Origin of the sequence: Pseudomonas sp. 2(2015) (genome assembly GCF_000955865.1) — a bacterium.
Taxonomy (GTDB): Bacteria; Pseudomonadota; Gammaproteobacteria; order Pseudomonadales; family Pseudomonadaceae; genus Aquipseudomonas.
Genome location: NZ_JYOF01000011.1, coordinates 349,945 through 365,575, shown reverse-complemented (window position 1 = coordinate 365,575; position 15,631 = coordinate 349,945). Strand labels below are relative to the sequence as shown.

15 protein-coding genes and 1 pseudogene are annotated in these 15,631 nt (G+C 63.3%); 4 read left to right on the top strand and 12 right to left on the bottom strand.

Features of this window, described 5'->3' with window-relative positions; translation table 11 throughout:
- Window positions 1-74: 74 nt before the first annotated feature.
- From UB48_RS28220 to UB48_RS16625, 4 genes and pseudogenes are all read right to left on the bottom strand, one after another.
- Window positions 75-263: pseudogene (locus tag UB48_RS28220) on the bottom strand (carbohydrate-binding protein); the annotation flags it as partial.
- Between the two features lie 263 nt (window positions 264-526).
- Window positions 527-1,360 (bottom strand): FecR family protein, encoded by an 834-nt coding sequence (locus UB48_RS16635; protein ID WP_045198982.1) that lies wholly within the window; start codon window positions 1,358-1,360, stop codon window positions 527-529.
- On the bottom strand, window positions 1,357-1,878 hold the full coding sequence (locus UB48_RS16630; protein WP_045198980.1) for an RNA polymerase sigma factor: 522 nt from the start codon (window positions 1,876-1,878) through the stop codon (window positions 1,357-1,359). Before UB48_RS16630 ends, UB48_RS16635 begins: the two co-directional genes overlap by 4 nt.
- Before the next feature lie 105 nt (window positions 1,879-1,983).
- The gene (locus tag UB48_RS16625; RefSeq protein WP_045198979.1) at window positions 1,984-2,415 is read right to left on the bottom strand and encodes a nuclear transport factor 2 family protein; all 432 of its coding nucleotides are present in this window, start codon (window positions 2,413-2,415) and stop codon (window positions 1,984-1,986) included.
- A gap of 198 nt (window positions 2,416-2,613) precedes the next feature.
- On the opposite strand from UB48_RS16625, the gene UB48_RS16620 reads away from it, so the two are divergent.
- Complete coding sequence (locus tag UB48_RS16620) at window positions 2,614-3,315, top strand: EthD domain-containing protein (RefSeq protein WP_045198977.1); 702 nt, start codon at window positions 2,614-2,616, stop codon at window positions 3,313-3,315.
- On the opposite strand, the gene UB48_RS16615 is transcribed toward UB48_RS16620, so the two are convergent.
- The gene (locus tag UB48_RS16615; RefSeq protein WP_082075464.1) at window positions 3,312-3,788 is read right to left on the bottom strand and encodes a nuclear transport factor 2 family protein; all 477 of its coding nucleotides are present in this window, start codon (window positions 3,786-3,788) and stop codon (window positions 3,312-3,314) included. The genes UB48_RS16620 and UB48_RS16615 overlap by 4 nt on opposite strands.
- A 105-nt stretch (window positions 3,789-3,893) precedes the next feature.
- Between UB48_RS16615 and UB48_RS16610 the strand changes: the two genes are divergently transcribed.
- Window positions 3,894-5,750 carry an ABC transporter ATP-binding protein gene (locus UB48_RS16610; protein WP_045198976.1) on the top strand — a complete coding sequence of 619 codons (1,857 nt, stop codon included), beginning with the start codon at window positions 3,894-3,896 and terminating at the stop codon, window positions 5,748-5,750.
- A 6-nt stretch (window positions 5,751-5,756) separates the two neighbouring features.
- Here UB48_RS16610 and UB48_RS16605 read toward each other — a convergent pair whose 3' ends face one another.
- The 7 genes from UB48_RS16605 to UB48_RS16575 all read right to left on the bottom strand — a co-directional run bounded on the left by UB48_RS16605 (window position 5,757) and on the right by UB48_RS16575 (window position 12,007).
- Entirely contained in the window at window positions 5,757-6,368 is a 612-nt protein-coding gene (locus tag UB48_RS16605; protein WP_045198974.1) for a dTMP kinase, read from the bottom strand.
- Window positions 6,369-6,491: 123 nt separating this feature from the next.
- Window positions 6,492-7,523, bottom strand: a complete 1,032-nt coding sequence (locus UB48_RS16600; RefSeq protein ID WP_082075463.1) for a DUF1254 domain-containing protein — start codon at window positions 7,521-7,523, stop codon at window positions 6,492-6,494.
- 35 nt (window positions 7,524-7,558) lie between these two features.
- Window positions 7,559-8,965: a DUF1254 domain-containing protein gene (locus UB48_RS16595; RefSeq protein ID WP_082075462.1), complete on the bottom strand. Its 1,407-nt coding sequence runs from the start codon at window positions 8,963-8,965 to the stop codon at window positions 7,559-7,561.
- Between the two features lie 74 nt (window positions 8,966-9,039).
- On the bottom strand, window positions 9,040-9,867 hold the full coding sequence (locus UB48_RS16590) for an SDR family NAD(P)-dependent oxidoreductase (protein WP_045198971.1): 828 nt from the start codon (window positions 9,865-9,867) through the stop codon (window positions 9,040-9,042).
- A gap of 26 nt (window positions 9,868-9,893) precedes the next feature.
- The gene (locus tag UB48_RS16585) at window positions 9,894-10,313 is read right to left on the bottom strand and encodes a MaoC/PaaZ C-terminal domain-containing protein (protein WP_045198969.1); all 420 of its coding nucleotides are present in this window, start codon (window positions 10,311-10,313) and stop codon (window positions 9,894-9,896) included.
- A 10-nt stretch (window positions 10,314-10,323) separates the two neighbouring features.
- Window positions 10,324-10,764 (bottom strand): MaoC family dehydratase N-terminal domain-containing protein, encoded by a 441-nt coding sequence (locus tag UB48_RS16580; RefSeq protein WP_045198968.1) that lies wholly within the window; start codon window positions 10,762-10,764, stop codon window positions 10,324-10,326.
- A 55-nt stretch (window positions 10,765-10,819) separates the two neighbouring features.
- The gene (locus UB48_RS16575) at window positions 10,820-12,007 is read right to left on the bottom strand and encodes a lipid-transfer protein (protein WP_045198966.1); all 1,188 of its coding nucleotides are present in this window, start codon (window positions 12,005-12,007) and stop codon (window positions 10,820-10,822) included.
- A gap of 283 nt (window positions 12,008-12,290) precedes the next feature.
- Here UB48_RS16575 and UB48_RS16570 point away from each other — a divergent pair, with 283 nt between their 5' ends.
- Both UB48_RS16570 and UB48_RS16565 read left to right on the top strand, forming a co-directional pair.
- Entirely contained in the window at window positions 12,291-14,198 is a 1,908-nt protein-coding gene (locus tag UB48_RS16570) for a DUF1302 domain-containing protein (protein ID WP_045198963.1), read from the top strand.
- Between the two features lie 26 nt (window positions 14,199-14,224).
- On the top strand, window positions 14,225-15,595 hold the full coding sequence (locus tag UB48_RS16565) for a DUF1329 domain-containing protein (RefSeq protein ID WP_045198962.1): 1,371 nt from the start codon (window positions 14,225-14,227) through the stop codon (window positions 15,593-15,595).
- Window positions 15,596-15,631: the final 36 nt, after the last annotated feature.

The window sequence follows — 15,631 nt, the reverse complement described above, 5'->3', positions numbered from 1 at the left end:
CATAATGTATATTATGTTAAATCGAGTACTATGAAAGAAAGCCCGGCATCACCGCCGGGCTTCGCATTCCCCCCCTAAGCGCGCCTTTTGATCGCCACCTTCGCCCACAGCGTAAACGCCTCTGGTGGTGTCCAGCCTGAGTTTGATACGTGCTCTTGCAGGCACACGTAATGATTGCCTTCGTAACTCACGCCATCTTCCTTGCGGTACTGATAGTTCAACTGCCACTCGGGGAACTCTGGATCGGTGATGTCTCCGGCCGTTCATGTCGCTGGCAAAGAGGATCTGCGCCGAGGATTGGCGGGCAACGGCGTTCAGGGATGTTTCCAGCGAGCTGGCGGGCACATCGAAATCGACCGGTGCCGATTGCGCCAGCGACCACTGGCTCAGCAGCAGGCCGCTGGCCAGCAAAGACAGGCGCACAGGCGCACGCAGGAAGGGCTGACTCACGTTTTTAGGCTCCACAAAGTAAGGTTGCAGAGAGATAGCCGTCAGCACCGCCGCGCAACCCTACCTCTGGCGCAGATTATTTTTTCGTGTCGCGGGATTTGATCAGCACCGCACCATCGGCCGCGGTTGCAACGCTGACCGGCAGGATCGCCGGCAACAGCGCCAGCAGACGCTCGACATGCGCGCTGTCGAACACCCCGGATACCGGCAAGCGGGCCATGCCCGGGTCGATCAGCCTGATCGGCTGGCGGTGATAGCGCTGCAGCGTGGCGATGACCTCGGCCAGCGGCGTGCTGGCGAACACCAGGCGGTTGTCTTTCCAGGCCGTGACATCATCGGCGCTGACCCGGGTCATCTGGCCCGCGACGCCATCGCGTACGCGCAGTTGCTGGCCAGGTTCGAGCAACGTCACCGCCTCGGTCGCACGCCCGCGCACCGCGACCTTGCCTTCGGCCACGGTCACCTGCACGTCTTGCCCGTTGCGGTTGACGTTGAAGCGGGTGCCGACCACCCGCACCCCTGCCCCGCCGGCATCGACCAGAAACGGCCGGTAGACCCTCGGCGACACCTGGAACAGCGCCTGGCCCCGTTGCAGCTCGACCTGACGGGTGCGCAGGTGCCAGCTGATGGTCAGCTCGCTGTCGCTGTCGAGCAGCACCTGGCTGCCGTCGGCCAGTTGCAGGGCCTGGCGCTGGCCGACCTGGCTGGCGATATGTTGAGTTTGATACGCAGGGTCCAGCCACAGCGCGCCCGCCGCCAGGGCCAGCCCAACCAGCCCCAGGGTTTTGCCGGTGGTGCGCTTGCGCTTGGCGGGTGTTGGCGCCGGCAGCGGGAATCGCTGCTTGAGCTCCTCGCGAAAACGCGCAAGGGCTTCGTCTTCTTCGCGGTAGTCCTGGGGCTTGCGGCTCATGGCAGCAGCTCCGAGGCCAGGTGTTTGCGGCACGCGTTCATGCCCAGGCGCAGGTGTTTTTCTACGGTTTTGAGCGAAATGCCCAGGCGTTCGGCCACTTGCGCTTGCGGCAGTTCGTGCAGTTTGTGCATGACGAACACCGCCTGGCAGCGCGCCGGCAAGTTGGCAATCGCATCGGTCAGCAGCGCCAGGGTGCGTTCAGCGTCAAGTTGGCGCTCCTGGCTTGGGGCGCCACTGGCGACCTCAGGCAAGGCATCAACGCCGATTATCCAGCCCTGGCGACGGCGTTCGCTACGGTAGCGGCTAACCGCGAGATCGTGGGCGATCTTGCGCAACAACGCCACCGGCGTGCGCACGTCCTGTTTTTCGTCCTTTTCCAGCAACTGCAGGCACAGGTCATGCACCACTTCACGGGCGAACACCCGCTCGCCAAAACGTCGGCGCACATGGTCCACCAGCTCGTCATAATGACGGACCAAGGTTGCCAGGAGTGTGGGTTTGCTGGGCTCGACCTGCACGATGACCTGCGCGAAGGGAATGCCAAGGGAGGCGTGGCCGCGCAGTATAAATGCGAATACTTTACATTTAAAGCAAATACCGCATTCACGCCTCCAGGCGCTTGACTAGCCCTCTACCCGCGAATGAGCGCTGAAGCAGGTCTCGATCATCTTCCACTGCCCGCCGATGCGCCGGTAACGATCCTGGTAAATGCCACCCAGTTGCCGCGTGGCGCCGCTCTCACCATCCAGGTTGAAGTAGTACAGGGCCCAGCGGCCCTGGGCCTGGTCGTCACCGGTCAGGTGTATTTCCGGGTTGGCGCCGTGATGCAGGTCGATCACCTGCGCGTTGCATGCCAGTTGCTGATAGAGCGCGACGAAACTGTCGCGATCGCGAAACGTCCCCACCGGGCCGTAGTCGATGAGGATCTCGCCTTCGGCAAAGCAGTCGCGGATGACCTCCACCTGCTTGAGGTCGCAGGCGTTGAAATAGCGGTGCTTGAGCTGGCGAATGGCGTCAAGCGCCTCCAGGCGGGCAATGCGGTGTTCCAGGCTCATTCGGCTGACCTCACAAGTGGGTGTGGCTTGAGTCTATCGAGCCGCAGGCGAGTGCTGATCGTCCGTTGGGACTAGCTGTGGCAAAGCGATTGAACGCTAGTCTGTTCGGAGGATTCCATGGTGTCGCGTTGCCCCCAGTATGGCTTTGGGTCGATACCCCGCCCGCTCATTGACCAACTGCGAAGGACCTTGATCGCCATGGAAAAAGTCATCTACCTGCTCTGGCGCGACACCCAGACCCCGCGCGAAACCTTTGCCCGGCAACTGCGCTGCGAAGTTGCCGCGCAACTGCAGGCGCTGGGTGCGCAAAGGCTGCAACTCAACCTGGCCGACAGCGACGTCGACGCTGCGGCAGGCTTGCGCCAGGAGAACAACCGGCCGCTGCCGCACGCCTGCCTGTCGCTGTGGCTGGACAGCGCCAACGCCAGTGCCAGGCAGCCGTTCGACCGGCTGATCATGGCCGCAACCGCGCGTATGGCGGCCTATCTGGTGTGCGAGTCCGAGGCTATCGGCAACACACGCTTTGCTTGCGCGCCGGGCGAGCGAACCTACGGTTTTGCGCAAGTAGCCCTGCTGACCCGCCCTCCTCGCCTGACCCCGCAGGCCTGGCTGGACATCTGGCGCAACCACCACACGGCAGTGGCCATCGACACCCAGGACAACTTCCAGTACGTGCAGAACCTGGTGGTGCAGGTGCTGACCCACGGCGCCCCGCCGATCGACGCCATCGTCGAAGAGTGCTTCCCGCCGGCGGCGATGACCGACCCTCAAGCCTTCTTCGACGCGGTCGGCGACGAGGCAAAGTTCCAGCGCAACCTGGCAATCATGATGGACAGCTGCGCGCGCTTTATCGATTTCGACAAGATCGACGTGCTGCCCACCAGTCAATATCGCCTCTAGGGCCGGTCAAACAGGTTGGCCGTGACCTTGAACTGTGCAGGTATCGGTGAGGTCACGGTTTCAAACAGGCGCTGGTAGCCTGTGGCAACGATCAACCAGCGCCCGTCACGCTTGACGTAGTCATCCTGGTACAGCGCCGTGCCGTGCAGCAGCCAGTCGCCCTCAAGGTCGATGGCGTGATCTTCCAGGTACCAGCTGCCGCGCGCGGTGTCGGCCGAGAGCATTTCGATCTGCGGATGGTGCCCGTGGTGTTTGCACAGGAACGTCGGCCGGTCGAGTATCGCCTTGAGCCCGTCAATAAAGGCTGCCCGGCTGTCGAAGCTGTATTTGCCGCCGTCCAGGGCGGTGGTCAGGTCTTCGGCAAGGCACCCCTCCAGTGCCGCCCAGTCATGGCGATCAACCGCAAGAAAGTAACGGTACTTGAGCTGCTTGATGTGCTCGATCTCGACAAGGTCGTCCAAAGTAAGGGCCATCAGTGGTACTCCTGGGGGTGGGGAGGCATCGGCACAGGATAGGTCGATGCCCACTGACGTCATCGTCCGGCTAGACTACAGGGCTACACGTTTTCGGAAGCCATCATGCTGCAGATCTTTGAACGCCGCCTCGACCCCTTCCCGCCCGACGAAGTACCACCGCCACCGGTGGGCCTGTTGCGCTTTCTGTGGGCCTGCACCCGTGGTGCGCGCGGCTATGTGCTTGCGCTTGCGCTGCTCAGTGCCAGTGTGTCGATCTACGAAGCCTGGTTGTTCGCCTTTCTCGGCCAGGTGGTCGACCTGCTCTCGACCTGGCAGGCCGGTGGCGCTACCGACGGCGAGGAGCGGCGCGTGCTGTGGGGCATCGGTATCGTGCTGTTGACCAGCATCGGCCTGGTGGCGCTGCGCACCATGGTCCAGCACCAGGTACTGGCGATCAACCTGCCGCTGCGCCTGCGCTGGGACTTCCACCGGCTGATGTTGCGCCAGAGCCTGTCGTTCTTTTCCGATGAGTTCTCCGGGCGGGTGACCACCAAGGTGATGCAGACCGCCCTCGCCGTGCGCGAGGTGCTGTTCACCCTGATCGAGATCATCCCCGGCATCGGCGTGTACTTCATCGCCATCATCGCCCTGGCCGGTGGCTTCGCCCTCAAGCTGATGCTGCCTTTTATTGCCTGGGTGGCGTTGTTCGGCCTGGCCATGCTGTACTTCGTGCCGCGCCTGGGCAAGGTCGGGCAGGAGCAGGCCCATGCCCGCTCTTCAATGACCGGGCGTATCTCCGACGCTTACACCAACATCACCACGGTCAAGCTGTTTTCCCACTCCAAGCGTGAAGCGCACTTCGCCCGCGCGGCGATGGAAGATTTCAAGCAGACCGGCTTTCGCCAGATGCGCCTGGTCAGCCAGTTCGAGATCGTCAACCAGGCGCTGGTGGTGGCCTTGATCATCGGCGCCGGCGGCTACGCCCTGTGGTTGTGGCACCAGGGTGACGTCGGCACCGGCGCGGTGGCGGCGATTACCGCCATGGCCCTGCGCATCAATGGCATGTCGCACTGGATCATGTGGCAAATGACCGCGCTGTTCGAGAACATCGGCACCGTGCAGGACGGCATGGCCACCCTCACCCGCGGCCCCAAGGTGCAGGATGCGCCGAACGCCGGCGTGCTGCAGACCCGCGGCGGCGCGGTGAGTTTTGACAATGTCAGCTTCAACTACAACGGCGAGCGCCAGGTGCTCGATGGCCTCAACCTGAACATCCGCGCCGGCGAAAAGGTCGGCCTGGTGGGCCGCTCCGGCGCCGGCAAGTCAACGTTGATCAACCTGCTGTTGCGCTTCTACGACGTCGACAAGGGGGTGATCCGCATCGACGGCCAGAACATCGCCGAGGTCACCCAGGACAGCCTGCGCAGCGCCATCGGCATGGTCACCCAGGATACTTCCCTGCTGCACCGCTCCATCCGCGACAACATCGCCTATGGCCGCCCGGATGCCACTGATGCGCAAATCCGCGCGGCCGCCTACCACGCCCAGGCCGATGGCTTTATCAGCCAGCTGAGCGACAAGCAGGGCCATAGCGGCTACGACACCCTGGTCGGTGAGCGCGGTATCAAGCTCTCGGGCGGCCAGCGCCAACGCATTGCCATCGCCCGGGTGATGCTCAAGAACGCGCCGATCCTGCTGCTCGACGAGGCCACCAGCGCGCTGGATTCGGAAGTGGAAGTGGCGATTCAGGAAAGCCTTGGCGAAATGATGCAAGGCAAGACCGTCATCGCCATCGCCCACCGGCTCTCGACCATCGCGGCCATGGACCGGCTGATCGTCATGGACGAGGGGCGCATCATCGAGCAAGGCACCCACGCCGAACTGCTCGGGCGCAACGGCACCTATGCACGGCTGTGGCAGCACCAGAGTGGCGGCTTTCTGGGCGAGGACCAGGGGCTGGAGCTGGCCGAGGAACAGTAGCCGTTGCTAGTGCAGGACTGCATAGATCGACGAAACCACCTGCCGGGTGGCTTCCTCGATCGTGCCTTCATTGCGGCACAGCACCCAGCCGTTATCGGCAACCGCACGCTCGAACGCCTCGGTACTCGCCACGTGCTCTTCGAGCCTGTGCATCACCGTGCTGTTCAGCCCGCGGTTGCGTGCCGCGGCCCTCGCCCACGACACTTCAGGGTCGGTGACCACCCCGACATGCAGGTCCGGCACCCGCACCTTGCGCTCCAGGTTCAACTGCAGAATCTCGGCAAACGGCACTAAACGGCGAAACGCCGCATCGGACGGGTACCAGCGATCGATGAGAATGATGCTGTCGGCGGGCTGTTTGCTCAGCACATGCGCGGATATCCAGGTGCGGCTATCGGCCAGACGCTTGCACACGGCCAGTTCCAGATCCCGGCAGGGATTGCGCACCAGCTGGTTGACCAGGGCCATGGTTGCACCGCGAAAGGGATCGCTTTTTTTCTCGCACAGGCGGATCACCTTGTGCTTGTCGGCGCGCAAGGCTTTGGTCACGGCCTCCAGGAGCGTGGTCTTGCCGGTGCCCTTGGGCCCATCGAGGGAAACAAACAGCGGACGGTTCATGCTTCAAGCAACAATTGAGGGAGTGATGCGCACTCTACTGGTTTCTGCCGGGCGGGTCTCGGTGTCTGGGGTTTGCGCCGAGCATTGAGCGGTAGCTCGGCGGCGAAACGCCCAGCTCCGCGGCTAGGGGATGCTGACAGGCGCGGCCTCAGGGAAGCGCCAGCGCCCCGACAGCATCTCGGCCCCTGGCTGGTACAGCCTGACCATGTAGTTCCAGCCCGGGCTGATGGGCAGGCAGTTACTGATCCCGGCCTCACATTTGCCAAACTGCACGCGGATGCTGCCGTCGCCTGCACGTTTGGCCGTGAGGCTGTTGAGCGAGTAGAACCCTTGCGGGTTTTTCTCGAAGTATCCGCTGGCGTTGTAGACACTGATGGACCAGAAGGCACCCACCGGAACCTCCTTGACGGACAGCCCATAAGGGGTCGCGCCGTCATTCTGTCCAGGGGTGATATTGAGGTACACAGCGTCCCGTTCAGGGTTCCCGCCCCAGGCCGAGGCGCTGCCCAGCAGGTGGCGTACCGGATCGACCTCCTCGGCCCTGCCGAACATGCGCCGCGAGTCGGTAACGGTTTCAGCCAGTGACAGTAGCTTCGTTCGCAGCGCATTGAGGCTGGCGGCATCCCAGTGCGGAACCTCGAAGCGACCGGGGCCGCCCTGCTGCTCTACCCTGACCTGGTCCTGCAGGGCGTGGCCAAGCTGCACGTCGCTGGCCGAGCTCGGATCGACCAGCGTGCGCAGGCCTAGCAGTACATAGCGCGTGCCAATCGATTCGCGGCTGAAATGGTAGCTGCCGGCCTTGTAGATCAGCCCTTGGGTGTACTGATCCTCGTTGATCGCGCTCAGCGAAAAGTAGCGCTTGCCGGCATCGGGCAAGGTAACGGTAACCGGGCCCGCGTCCAGGTCGAACACCGCGGACGAATACAACGTGTCGCGGTTCGGGCGCACTACCACCTGGCTTTCCACCGGGACCAGTTGACGGTTATGGACGAACTGGCCAAAGCCGCCGCGCGCGACCACAAGGCTGAAGAACCTGTCGGATTCGGCGCGCACAAAGTTGTCAGCGGTGACGCGCAAGCGCTCAGCCGGCGCCTCACTGGCCAGGCACAGCGGCGCCATTAAGCCGAGCACGATGAGATAGATCGACCTGTACATGATTGCCTCCTTTGCAGGGTTTTCGAGTAATGCGCTCAATCGACGCGCTGAACCTTTGGAGCCTGCCAGCGACCGTCCAGTGCCTCGGCTTTGGGCCAGTACAACCGCCCGGCCAGGTAGAACGGGCCATCTGGCGCGGGTAACCAGTTGGCCAGGTGCTCCGGGTTCGGCTGCCGGTGCTGGATGTACAGCGTCACACCGCCATCGGCATCGCGCTTGAGGGCGGGCAGCATCGGCGAATTGATCAGGTACCGGTTCAACGGATTGTCGACCAGCAGGCGCTGGGCGTCGTACAGGGTCAGGGACCAGAAGGCATTCACCGGCGGCAGTTGCCCGGGGGCGAAGCGCAAGGTGTAGCGGTGGCGCGAAGCGTCCAGTTTCTGCCCCTGGGCATCCAGGTAGAACGGCGGATAGAGCGTTTCTTCGCGGTCATTGCCGTACAGGCCAGTGACGCTGGCACGCATGCGGTACAGGTAGTTGTTGCCCAGGAACTCGCGGCTGCCGAGGAACCTGGAGGTGGCCACTTCGCCGCGCGCAACCTGCTGGCCGAGGGCCTCGAAGTCTTGCCAGGCATCGGCGACCCCTGCACGCATCGCGGCGCGGATGTCCTCGGGCCAGGCCTGCTCATCGAACGTTAGCCCTGGGCCGATGCCCAGTTTTGCAAACGACTTCATCAGGTCGGTTTCCGAAGGATGAATCGGGCAGTAGCGCAAAACGAAGTTCAACTGCTTGAAAAACGCCAGGTCGGTGCGCTCGGCCTGGGCGCTGAGCGGCACCATGAAATCGACTGCAGGCGCCGCGGCCGGGGCCGGTTGGCCAAGGTAGGCAGAGAGTGGCTGGACCTTGTAACCGGCCTGCACCTGCTTGACGTTGGGCAGATCGTCCGGGCCGCGCAACTGGGTGCGGTAGAAGACAAAGGCGAAGCGCGTCTCCGAGCGCAACACCCGATCGATGCCAGGCGGGATTGTGCCGTGCCAGTCGGGGCCGGCCAGTAGAAAGGTACCGCCGCCATTACCGGTGGTGCGACTGCCGACATAGCCGAAATTATGCGTGTAGGCATCGACGAACTGCGCCGAGTAATAACGCCCCTGCTCAACCTCCGGCATGCTCAGCACCAACGGTTCGCTGCCCAGGTCCGCGCCCAGCTGGGAATACGGGGTATCGGCATTGGGGGTCGGATACGCCTTGTCTTGCGGGGTGTAGATGCGTGCCGTGTTGTGCAGGGTGTTCCAGGGCGCCTTGAACTCGGGATGCTGGCGGTCCTGAAAGTAGGTGTACTGGACGCGATAGTGGTCCACCAGGGGGAAGCCGTAGATGTAGGCCTGCTTGGCGATGGCCCGGGCTTGGGCCGCGGTGATGTCCTGCGCCAGCGACAGGCTGGCATGCCCACACAACAGCAGTACCGCGGCGATCATGATGTGCTTGAGGGTGATAGTGCTCACCAGAAACTCCTTTTCGACAGTGTCATGGCTACTCACTGCAGAGTGGCGGTGCGCCCACGCGCACCGCCATGGTTTTAGATGTTGCCCAGGCCGCCACCGCAGACCAGTACCTGGCCGCTGACGTAGTCCGACTCTGGAATGCACAACAGGTACACCGCACCGGCGGCTTCCTCCGGGGTGCCGGGGCGTCCCAGCGGGATCATGCTTTTCGACTGCTCGACGATGGCCGGGCTGATGCCCACCTTGATTTGCCGCCCTTCGATCTCGATGAAGTTCGGATCGCCCTCCACTGGCTGGGTCTGGCGGGTTTCGATATGGCCAAAGGCGACAGCGTTGACAGTGACCTTCATCCGCCCCCATTCCTTGGCCAGGCACTTGGTCATGCCCAGCACCCCGGCCTTGGCGCTCGAATAGTTGACCTGGCCAGGGTTGCCACCGGCCGACACCGACGACACGTTGACCACCTTGCGACTGACTACCCGCCCTTCAGCGGCCTCCTGCTTGGCCATGGCGCTGATGATCGGCTGGGCGGCACGCAGGATGCGAAACGGCGCGGTGAGATGGCAGTCGAGGATCGCATACCACTGCTCGTCGCTCATCTTCTGGATCACGTTGTCCCAGGTGTAGCCGGCGTTGTTGACGATGATGTCGATGGTGCCGTAGCTGTCGATTGCGGTGTTGACGAAGCGCTCGGCGAAATCCACCGCGGTGACGCTGCCAACGCAGGCCACCGCCTCGCCACCGGCCGCACGGATTTGCGCCACCACCTCTTCGGCCGGCCCTGCATCCAGGTCGTTGACCACGACGCGGGCGCCGTCGGCGGCCAGTTTCAACGCCACGCTACGCCCGATACCACGGCCGGAGCCGGTGACCAGGGCGACTTTGCCTGAAAGTTTGCTCATGCTGTTGTTCCTTGTTTTTATTGGGTTCAGGTCAGCGCCACGACGGCTTCGCCAACCAACTTGTGCTCGCCGTACTGGTTACCGCAGCGAATCGCCAGGCGCACGCGCGCTTCGCCGTCTACGTCGAAGCGCTGGATAACCTCGCCGCTGCAGGTGGGTACGTGCCCCAGCTGGGTGATCCCGGTGAAACGCACCGACAGGCTGCGGATTTGCCTCTGCGCCACCCAGGCAGTGAGCAGGCGGCCGAGGTAGGCCACTGAGAGCATGCCGTGGGCAAACACATCCGGCTGGCGGGCCTTGCGGGCGAAGTCCAGGTCGATATGCACCTGGTTGTGATCGCCCGACGCCCCGGCATACAACGCCAGGGTGGTGCGGGTGACGGCGGGCGCGGTAAACGGCGGGAGTGCGAAGCCGACCTGCACATCGCCCCAGTGACTAAGGTTCATTGGCGGCTCCTCAACGCTGCACCAGCGACGAGCGGATATCCGCGATGTGCTGGCCGTGCTGGTTGGTGACGCGGGTCTGCTGTACCACGAAGGTCAGCGCCCCGCCCTTCTTTTGGTAAACATCCACCACCTCGGTGGCGAAGGTCAGCTCATCACCGGCAAAGGCCATGGCGTGGTACTCAAAGCCCTGCTCGGCATGCAGGAGGCGCCCCAGGTCGAAGCCAAAAATGTCCTGGACGATGTAGTCGGTGTCGCGTCCTTCGGCTTCCAGGCACATCAGAAAGCTTGGCGGCACCGGCAGCGACCGGTAACCGGCGGCCCTGGCACAGGCTTCGTCGCTGTATATCGGGTCGGTTTCGCCAATGGCCTTGGCGAAGAAGCGCAGGCGCCCCTTTTCAACCTCACAGGTGGTAACACCCAGAGAGCGGCCGATCAGACGCTTGTCTGCCATGTCGGATCCTCATCAGTCAGTGCAAAAGCGCGCCTTGGCGGGCGCGCAGGGGGTGTCAGTTACGGCCGAACAGCGTGACGATGCCGGCGCCGCCCAACCCCAGGTTGTGTTGCAAAGCGTGCTGCAGGTCAGCCACCTGGCGCTTGTCGGCGGTGCCGCGCAGTTGGTGGGTCAGCTCGTAGCACTGGGCAAGGCCGGTGGCGCCCAGTGGGTGGCCCTTGGACAGCAAGCCCCCCGACGGGTTGACCACCACCTGGCCGCCGTAGGTGTTGTCGCCGTCCATCACGAACTTCTCGGCGCCGCCTTGCGGGCAGAAGCCCAGACCTTCGTAGGTCAGCAGTTCGTTGTGGGCAAAGCAGTCATGCAGCTCGCAAACCCGAATATCTTCCGGGCCGACCCCGGCTTTTTCATACACCTGGGCGGCAGCCTGACGGGTCATGCCGACGCCGACGATGCTGATCAGCGATGGCGGATCGAAGGCTTCCGGTTTATCGGTCACCAGCGCCTGGGCGAGGATGCACACGTCGGTACGCAGGCCGTGCTGCCTGGCAAAACGCTCGGAGACCACGATTGCCGCGGCGCCGCCGCAGGTCGGCGGGCAGGCCATCAGGCGGGTCATTACCCCCGGGAAAATTACCTGGTCGTTCATCACGTCCTCGGTGCTTACCACCTTGCGCAACACCGACATCGGGTTGTTGGCGGCATGCCGGCTGGCCTTGGCGCGGATGGCCGCAAAGGTTTCCATGCGGGTGCCGTACTTTTGCATGTGTTCAAGGCCGGCGCCGCCGAAGAACTTCAGGGCATCGGGCATTTCACGGCCCTGAGGGAATATTTCATCGACCACTTCGTGCCCTTTGCCATAGGTGATCGGCCGATCGAGCCAGTGCGATTTCAGCGCCCCCGGCTGCATCTGCTCGAAGCCAAAGGCCAGGGCGCAGTCTACCGCACCGCTTTCAACCGCCTGGCGGGCGAGAAACAATGCGGTCGAGCCGCTGCCGCAGTTGTTGTTGACGTTGATCACCGGGATGCCCGACAGCCCGACTTCATAAAGCGCCGACTGACCGCTGGTGGAGTCGCCATAGACATACCCGGCATAGGCCTGTTGCACCTTGCGATAGTCCAGGCCGGCGTCCTGCAGCGCCAGGCGTATGGCTTGCGCGCCCATCTCGATGTACGTCCCGCTCTGGCCAGGCTTGGCAAACGGAATCATGCCGACTCCGGCAACAACTACTTTCTGCGACATCACTTTCTCCAGGGTGAGTTATCCAGGCCCGCGACCGCCGTACCTGTGGGGCGGCAATCGCGCCGAACCGTTCACCGATGGTCACGTAATGCCGATGCCTGAAGTCCCCCCCCGCTAGAGGGGGCTTCGGGCAACCGTCGTTGCAGGGGTCTGACGACGGGTGGGGGTGCTCCCCCCCCTCTGGAGGGGGAAGCGCGGCGAGTGCCGGCGGTAGCGTTTGCTGGCAGTTCACCCAAACAACAACAAGATCAGGGGTAACCAACACGTGACTTTCGCAAGACACATGAGCCGGCAACGCCTGCGCCGCGCGCCCACACGGCAATTCGAATTTCGCCCTCATTTGCTGGCCCTGGCGGTCGGCCTTGGCACCTGCGCCAGCGCCGGCGCCATCGATTTTCAGATCGGCGAGATCGAGGGGCAGTTCGATTCTTCCCTTTCCGTTGGTTCCAGCTGGGCGGTACGCGGGCCGGACCCCAAGTTCATCAACGCGGCCAATACCCTGGGCCTGCGCGGCCAGTCGGCCACCCGTACCGCCGATGACAACCGGCAGAACTTCAAAAAGGGCGAAACCTTTTCGAAGATCTTCAAAGGTGTGCATGACCTTGAGCTGAAGTACGGCGAAAGTGGCGTGTTCGTACGCGGCAAGTATTGGTACGACTTCGAACTCAAGGACGAACACCGGCCGTTCTACGACATCGACGACCGCGGCCGCGATGACCTGGCCAAGTCCTCCGGGGCGCAGTTCCTCGATGCCTTCGTGTACCACAACTACAACCTCGGCGAGCTGGCCGGCAACGTGCGCCTGGGGAAACAGGTGGTCAGCTGGGGGGAAAGCACCTTCATCGGCAACTCGATCAACAGCATCAACCCGGTGGACGTCGCCGCTTTGCGCCGGCCGGGTGCCGAGGTCAAGGAGGGCCTGGTACCGGTCAACATGTTCTACCTGTCCCAGGGCCTGACCGAGAACCTCAACGCCGAAGTGTTCTACCAGCTGGAATGGGACAACTCGGTGGTCGACAACTGCGGTACGTTCTTCGGCTCCGACCCCCTGCCCCAGGGCTGCAACGACCGCCTGGTGTTCGCCGGCCCCGACCTGGCCCCGGGTGTGGCGAACAACACCGCGAGCGCGGCGCAGATCCTCAGTGGCGCGGTGGTCGATAACGTCTACATGCCGCGCCTGGAAGACCACGATGCCCGCGACGGCGGCCAGTTCGGCGTGGCCTTGCGCTGGTTCGTGCCGCAGCTCAATGACAGCGAGTTCGGCTTCTACGCCATGAACTACCACAGCCGCACGCCCTACCTGAGCTTCAAGCAGACGACCACCGCGCCGATCACCGCCGCCCAGTTGGCTGCCCTGCCCGCTGCCGCCCGACCACTGGCGGCGGCCCAGAGCCAGTTCGACCGGGTACGCTCGGCACGCTACTTTGTCGACTACCCCGAGGACATCCGCCTGTACGGCGTGAGCTTGCAGACCACCCTGGGCGCGACTTCCGTCGGCGGTGAGGTCAGCTACCGGCCGAACATGCCGCTGCAGATCAACACCGCCGACCTCAACCTGGCGGCGATCCAGTCCACCGATACCGACTTTCGTACCCAGACCTCGCCGCTGTTCACCTCGGGCGAAACCACCCAGGCGCTGGGCGGCGACCTGCCTGGCTACAAGCGCATGCCGGTGCTGCAGGCCCAGGTCAGCGCCACCCACTTCGTCGACCAGATCTGGGGCGCCAGCCGCCTGACCCTGGTCGGCGAGGTGGGCTACAACCGCATCAACGGCCTGGGCGACGCTGACGGCACTGACATCCGCTTCGGCCGCAGCCCGGTATTCGGTGCTGGCGAGTTCCCCGGCAGCCAGAACGCGACGGTCTGCGCCACCGCCAGCAACCCGCAGCAGCGCTGCAACAGCCATGGCTTCTATACCACCGACTCATGGGGTTACCGCCTGCGCGCCAAGCTCGATTACACCAACGTCCTTGCCGGCATCAACCTCTCGCCGAACCTGGCCTGGTCCCACGACGTAGACGGCTGGGGGCCGAACTTCGAGGAAGGCGCCAAAGCAGTAAGTGTCGGCCTGGATGCCGACTACATGACCCGCTACACCGCGAGCCTGAACTACACGGACTTCTTCGGCGGCCGCTTCAACACCAACACTGACCGCGACTATGTCTCGCTCAGCTTCGGCGTCAACTTCTGAGGCGCACTCGAACAGAGGGTACATCCATGAAAGCAAGCACCATCCTTACTACCGGCGCCCTGGCGCTCTCGCTGCTGGCCAGCAGCGTCATGGCTGCAGTCAGCGAACAGGAAGCGGCCCAACTGGGCACCAGCCTGACGCCTCTGGGCGCACAAAAGGAAGGCAACGCCGACAACAGCATCCCGGCCTGGACCGGCGGGCTCAAGCCTGGCGCCGCCGCTGTGGACGCCAAGGGTTTTCTCGGTGATCCGTTCAAGAATGAAAAGCCCCTGTTTACCATCACCGCAGCCAATGCCGAGCAGTACAAAGACAAGCTTACCCCCGGCCAACTGGCGATGTTCAAGCGTTACCCGGACAGCTACAGGATCCCGGTCTACCAGAGCCACCGTACGGCCCGCACCGCCGAGCACATCTATGGCGCTGCGAAGAAAAGCGCGGTCAATGTGCAACTGGTCAACGATGGCACCGGTTTGAGCAACCTCGCCGACTCACGCTACTACGCCTTCCCGATCCCCAAGAGCGGCGTCGAAGTCTACTGGAACTATGTAACGCGCTTTCGTGGCGAAAACGTCGAACGCTGGTCGGTGCAAGCGGTGCCCCAGGTCAACGGTGCCTACACCATTGTCGAGACCCACGACCAGAACAGCTTTCCGCAGTACATGGACGGGGTGGATGCCCAGGCGGCGAAAAACATCCTCTATTACTACATCTTCGCCGTCGATGCCCCGGCGCGCCTGGCCGGCACAGTGTCGATGGCGCATGAAACGATCGACCAGGTCAGCGAGCCGCGCAAGGCCTGGACCTACAACGCCGGCCAACGTCGCGTACGTCGTGCGCCGCAACTGGCCTACGATGCACCGGGCCTGGCGGCAGATGGCATGCGCACTTCGGACAACGCCGACATGATGAACGGCTCGCCAGACCGCTATGACTGGAAGCTGATCGGCAAGAAGGAGATGTACATTCCCTACAACAACTACAAGCTGCAATCACCGGATTTAAAATACGCCGACATCATCAAACCCGGGCACATCAACCAGGACCTGAGCCGCTACGAGCTGCACCGGGTGTGGCACGTACAGGCCACCCTCAAGCCTGGCGAGCGGCATATCTATGCCAAGCGCGACATGTATTTTGACGAAGACACCTGGGTACTTGCCGAGGTCGATCACTATGACGGCCGTGGTCAGCTCTGGCGGGTGGGCGAAAACTACACCTACAACCACTATGACAAGGGCTTGAACGCTCCGGCGGCCCAGGGCTTCTACGACTTGCTGGCGGGCCGCTACATCGTCGTCAGCCTGAGCAACGAATCCAGGCGCGCACCGCTGTATGGCACGCGGACCAAGCTTGCAGACTTCACCCCGGCGGCGCTGCGCAATGCGGGTATTCGATAAGGTTTGACCGGCAATAAAAAACGCCCCGCTTGCGGG

Bases quoted from the DNA above. Each gene is read 5' to 3' on its own strand.
- UB48_RS16580 (WP_045198968.1), bottom strand. From the start codon at position 10,764: ATGGCAGACAAGCGTCTGATCGGCCGCTCTCTGGGTGTTACCACCTGT.
- UB48_RS16590 (WP_045198971.1), bottom strand. From the start codon at position 9,867: ATGAGCAAACTTTCAGGCAAAGTCGCCCTGGTCACCGGCTCCGGCCGT.
- UB48_RS16615 (WP_082075464.1), bottom strand. From the start codon at position 3,788: ATGGCCCTTACTTTGGACGACCTTGTCGAGATCGAGCACATCAAGCAG.
- UB48_RS16620 (WP_045198977.1), top strand. From the start codon at position 2,614: ATGGAAAAAGTCATCTACCTGCTCTGGCGCGACACCCAGACCCCGCGC.
- UB48_RS16625 (WP_045198979.1), bottom strand. From the start codon at position 2,415: ATGAGCCTGGAACACCGCATTGCCCGCCTGGAGGCGCTTGACGCCATT.
- UB48_RS16565 (WP_045198962.1), top strand. From the start codon at position 14,225: ATGAAAGCAAGCACCATCCTTACTACCGGCGCCCTGGCGCTCTCGCTG.
- UB48_RS16570 (WP_045198963.1), top strand. From the start codon at position 12,291: ATGAGCCGGCAACGCCTGCGCCGCGCGCCCACACGGCAATTCGAATTT.
- UB48_RS16600 (WP_082075463.1), bottom strand. From the start codon at position 7,523: ATGTACAGGTCGATCTATCTCATCGTGCTCGGCTTAATGGCGCCGCTG.
- UB48_RS16585 (WP_045198969.1), bottom strand. From the start codon at position 10,313: ATGAACCTTAGTCACTGGGGCGATGTGCAGGTCGGCTTCGCACTCCCG.
- UB48_RS16605 (WP_045198974.1), bottom strand. From the start codon at position 6,368: ATGAACCGTCCGCTGTTTGTTTCCCTCGATGGGCCCAAGGGCACCGGC.
- UB48_RS16610 (WP_045198976.1), top strand. From the start codon at position 3,894: ATGCTGCAGATCTTTGAACGCCGCCTCGACCCCTTCCCGCCCGACGAA.
- UB48_RS16635 (WP_045198982.1), bottom strand. From the start codon at position 1,360: ATGAGCCGCAAGCCCCAGGACTACCGCGAAGAAGACGAAGCCCTTGCG.
- UB48_RS16575 (WP_045198966.1), bottom strand. From the start codon at position 12,007: ATGTCGCAGAAAGTAGTTGTTGCCGGAGTCGGCATGATTCCGTTTGCC.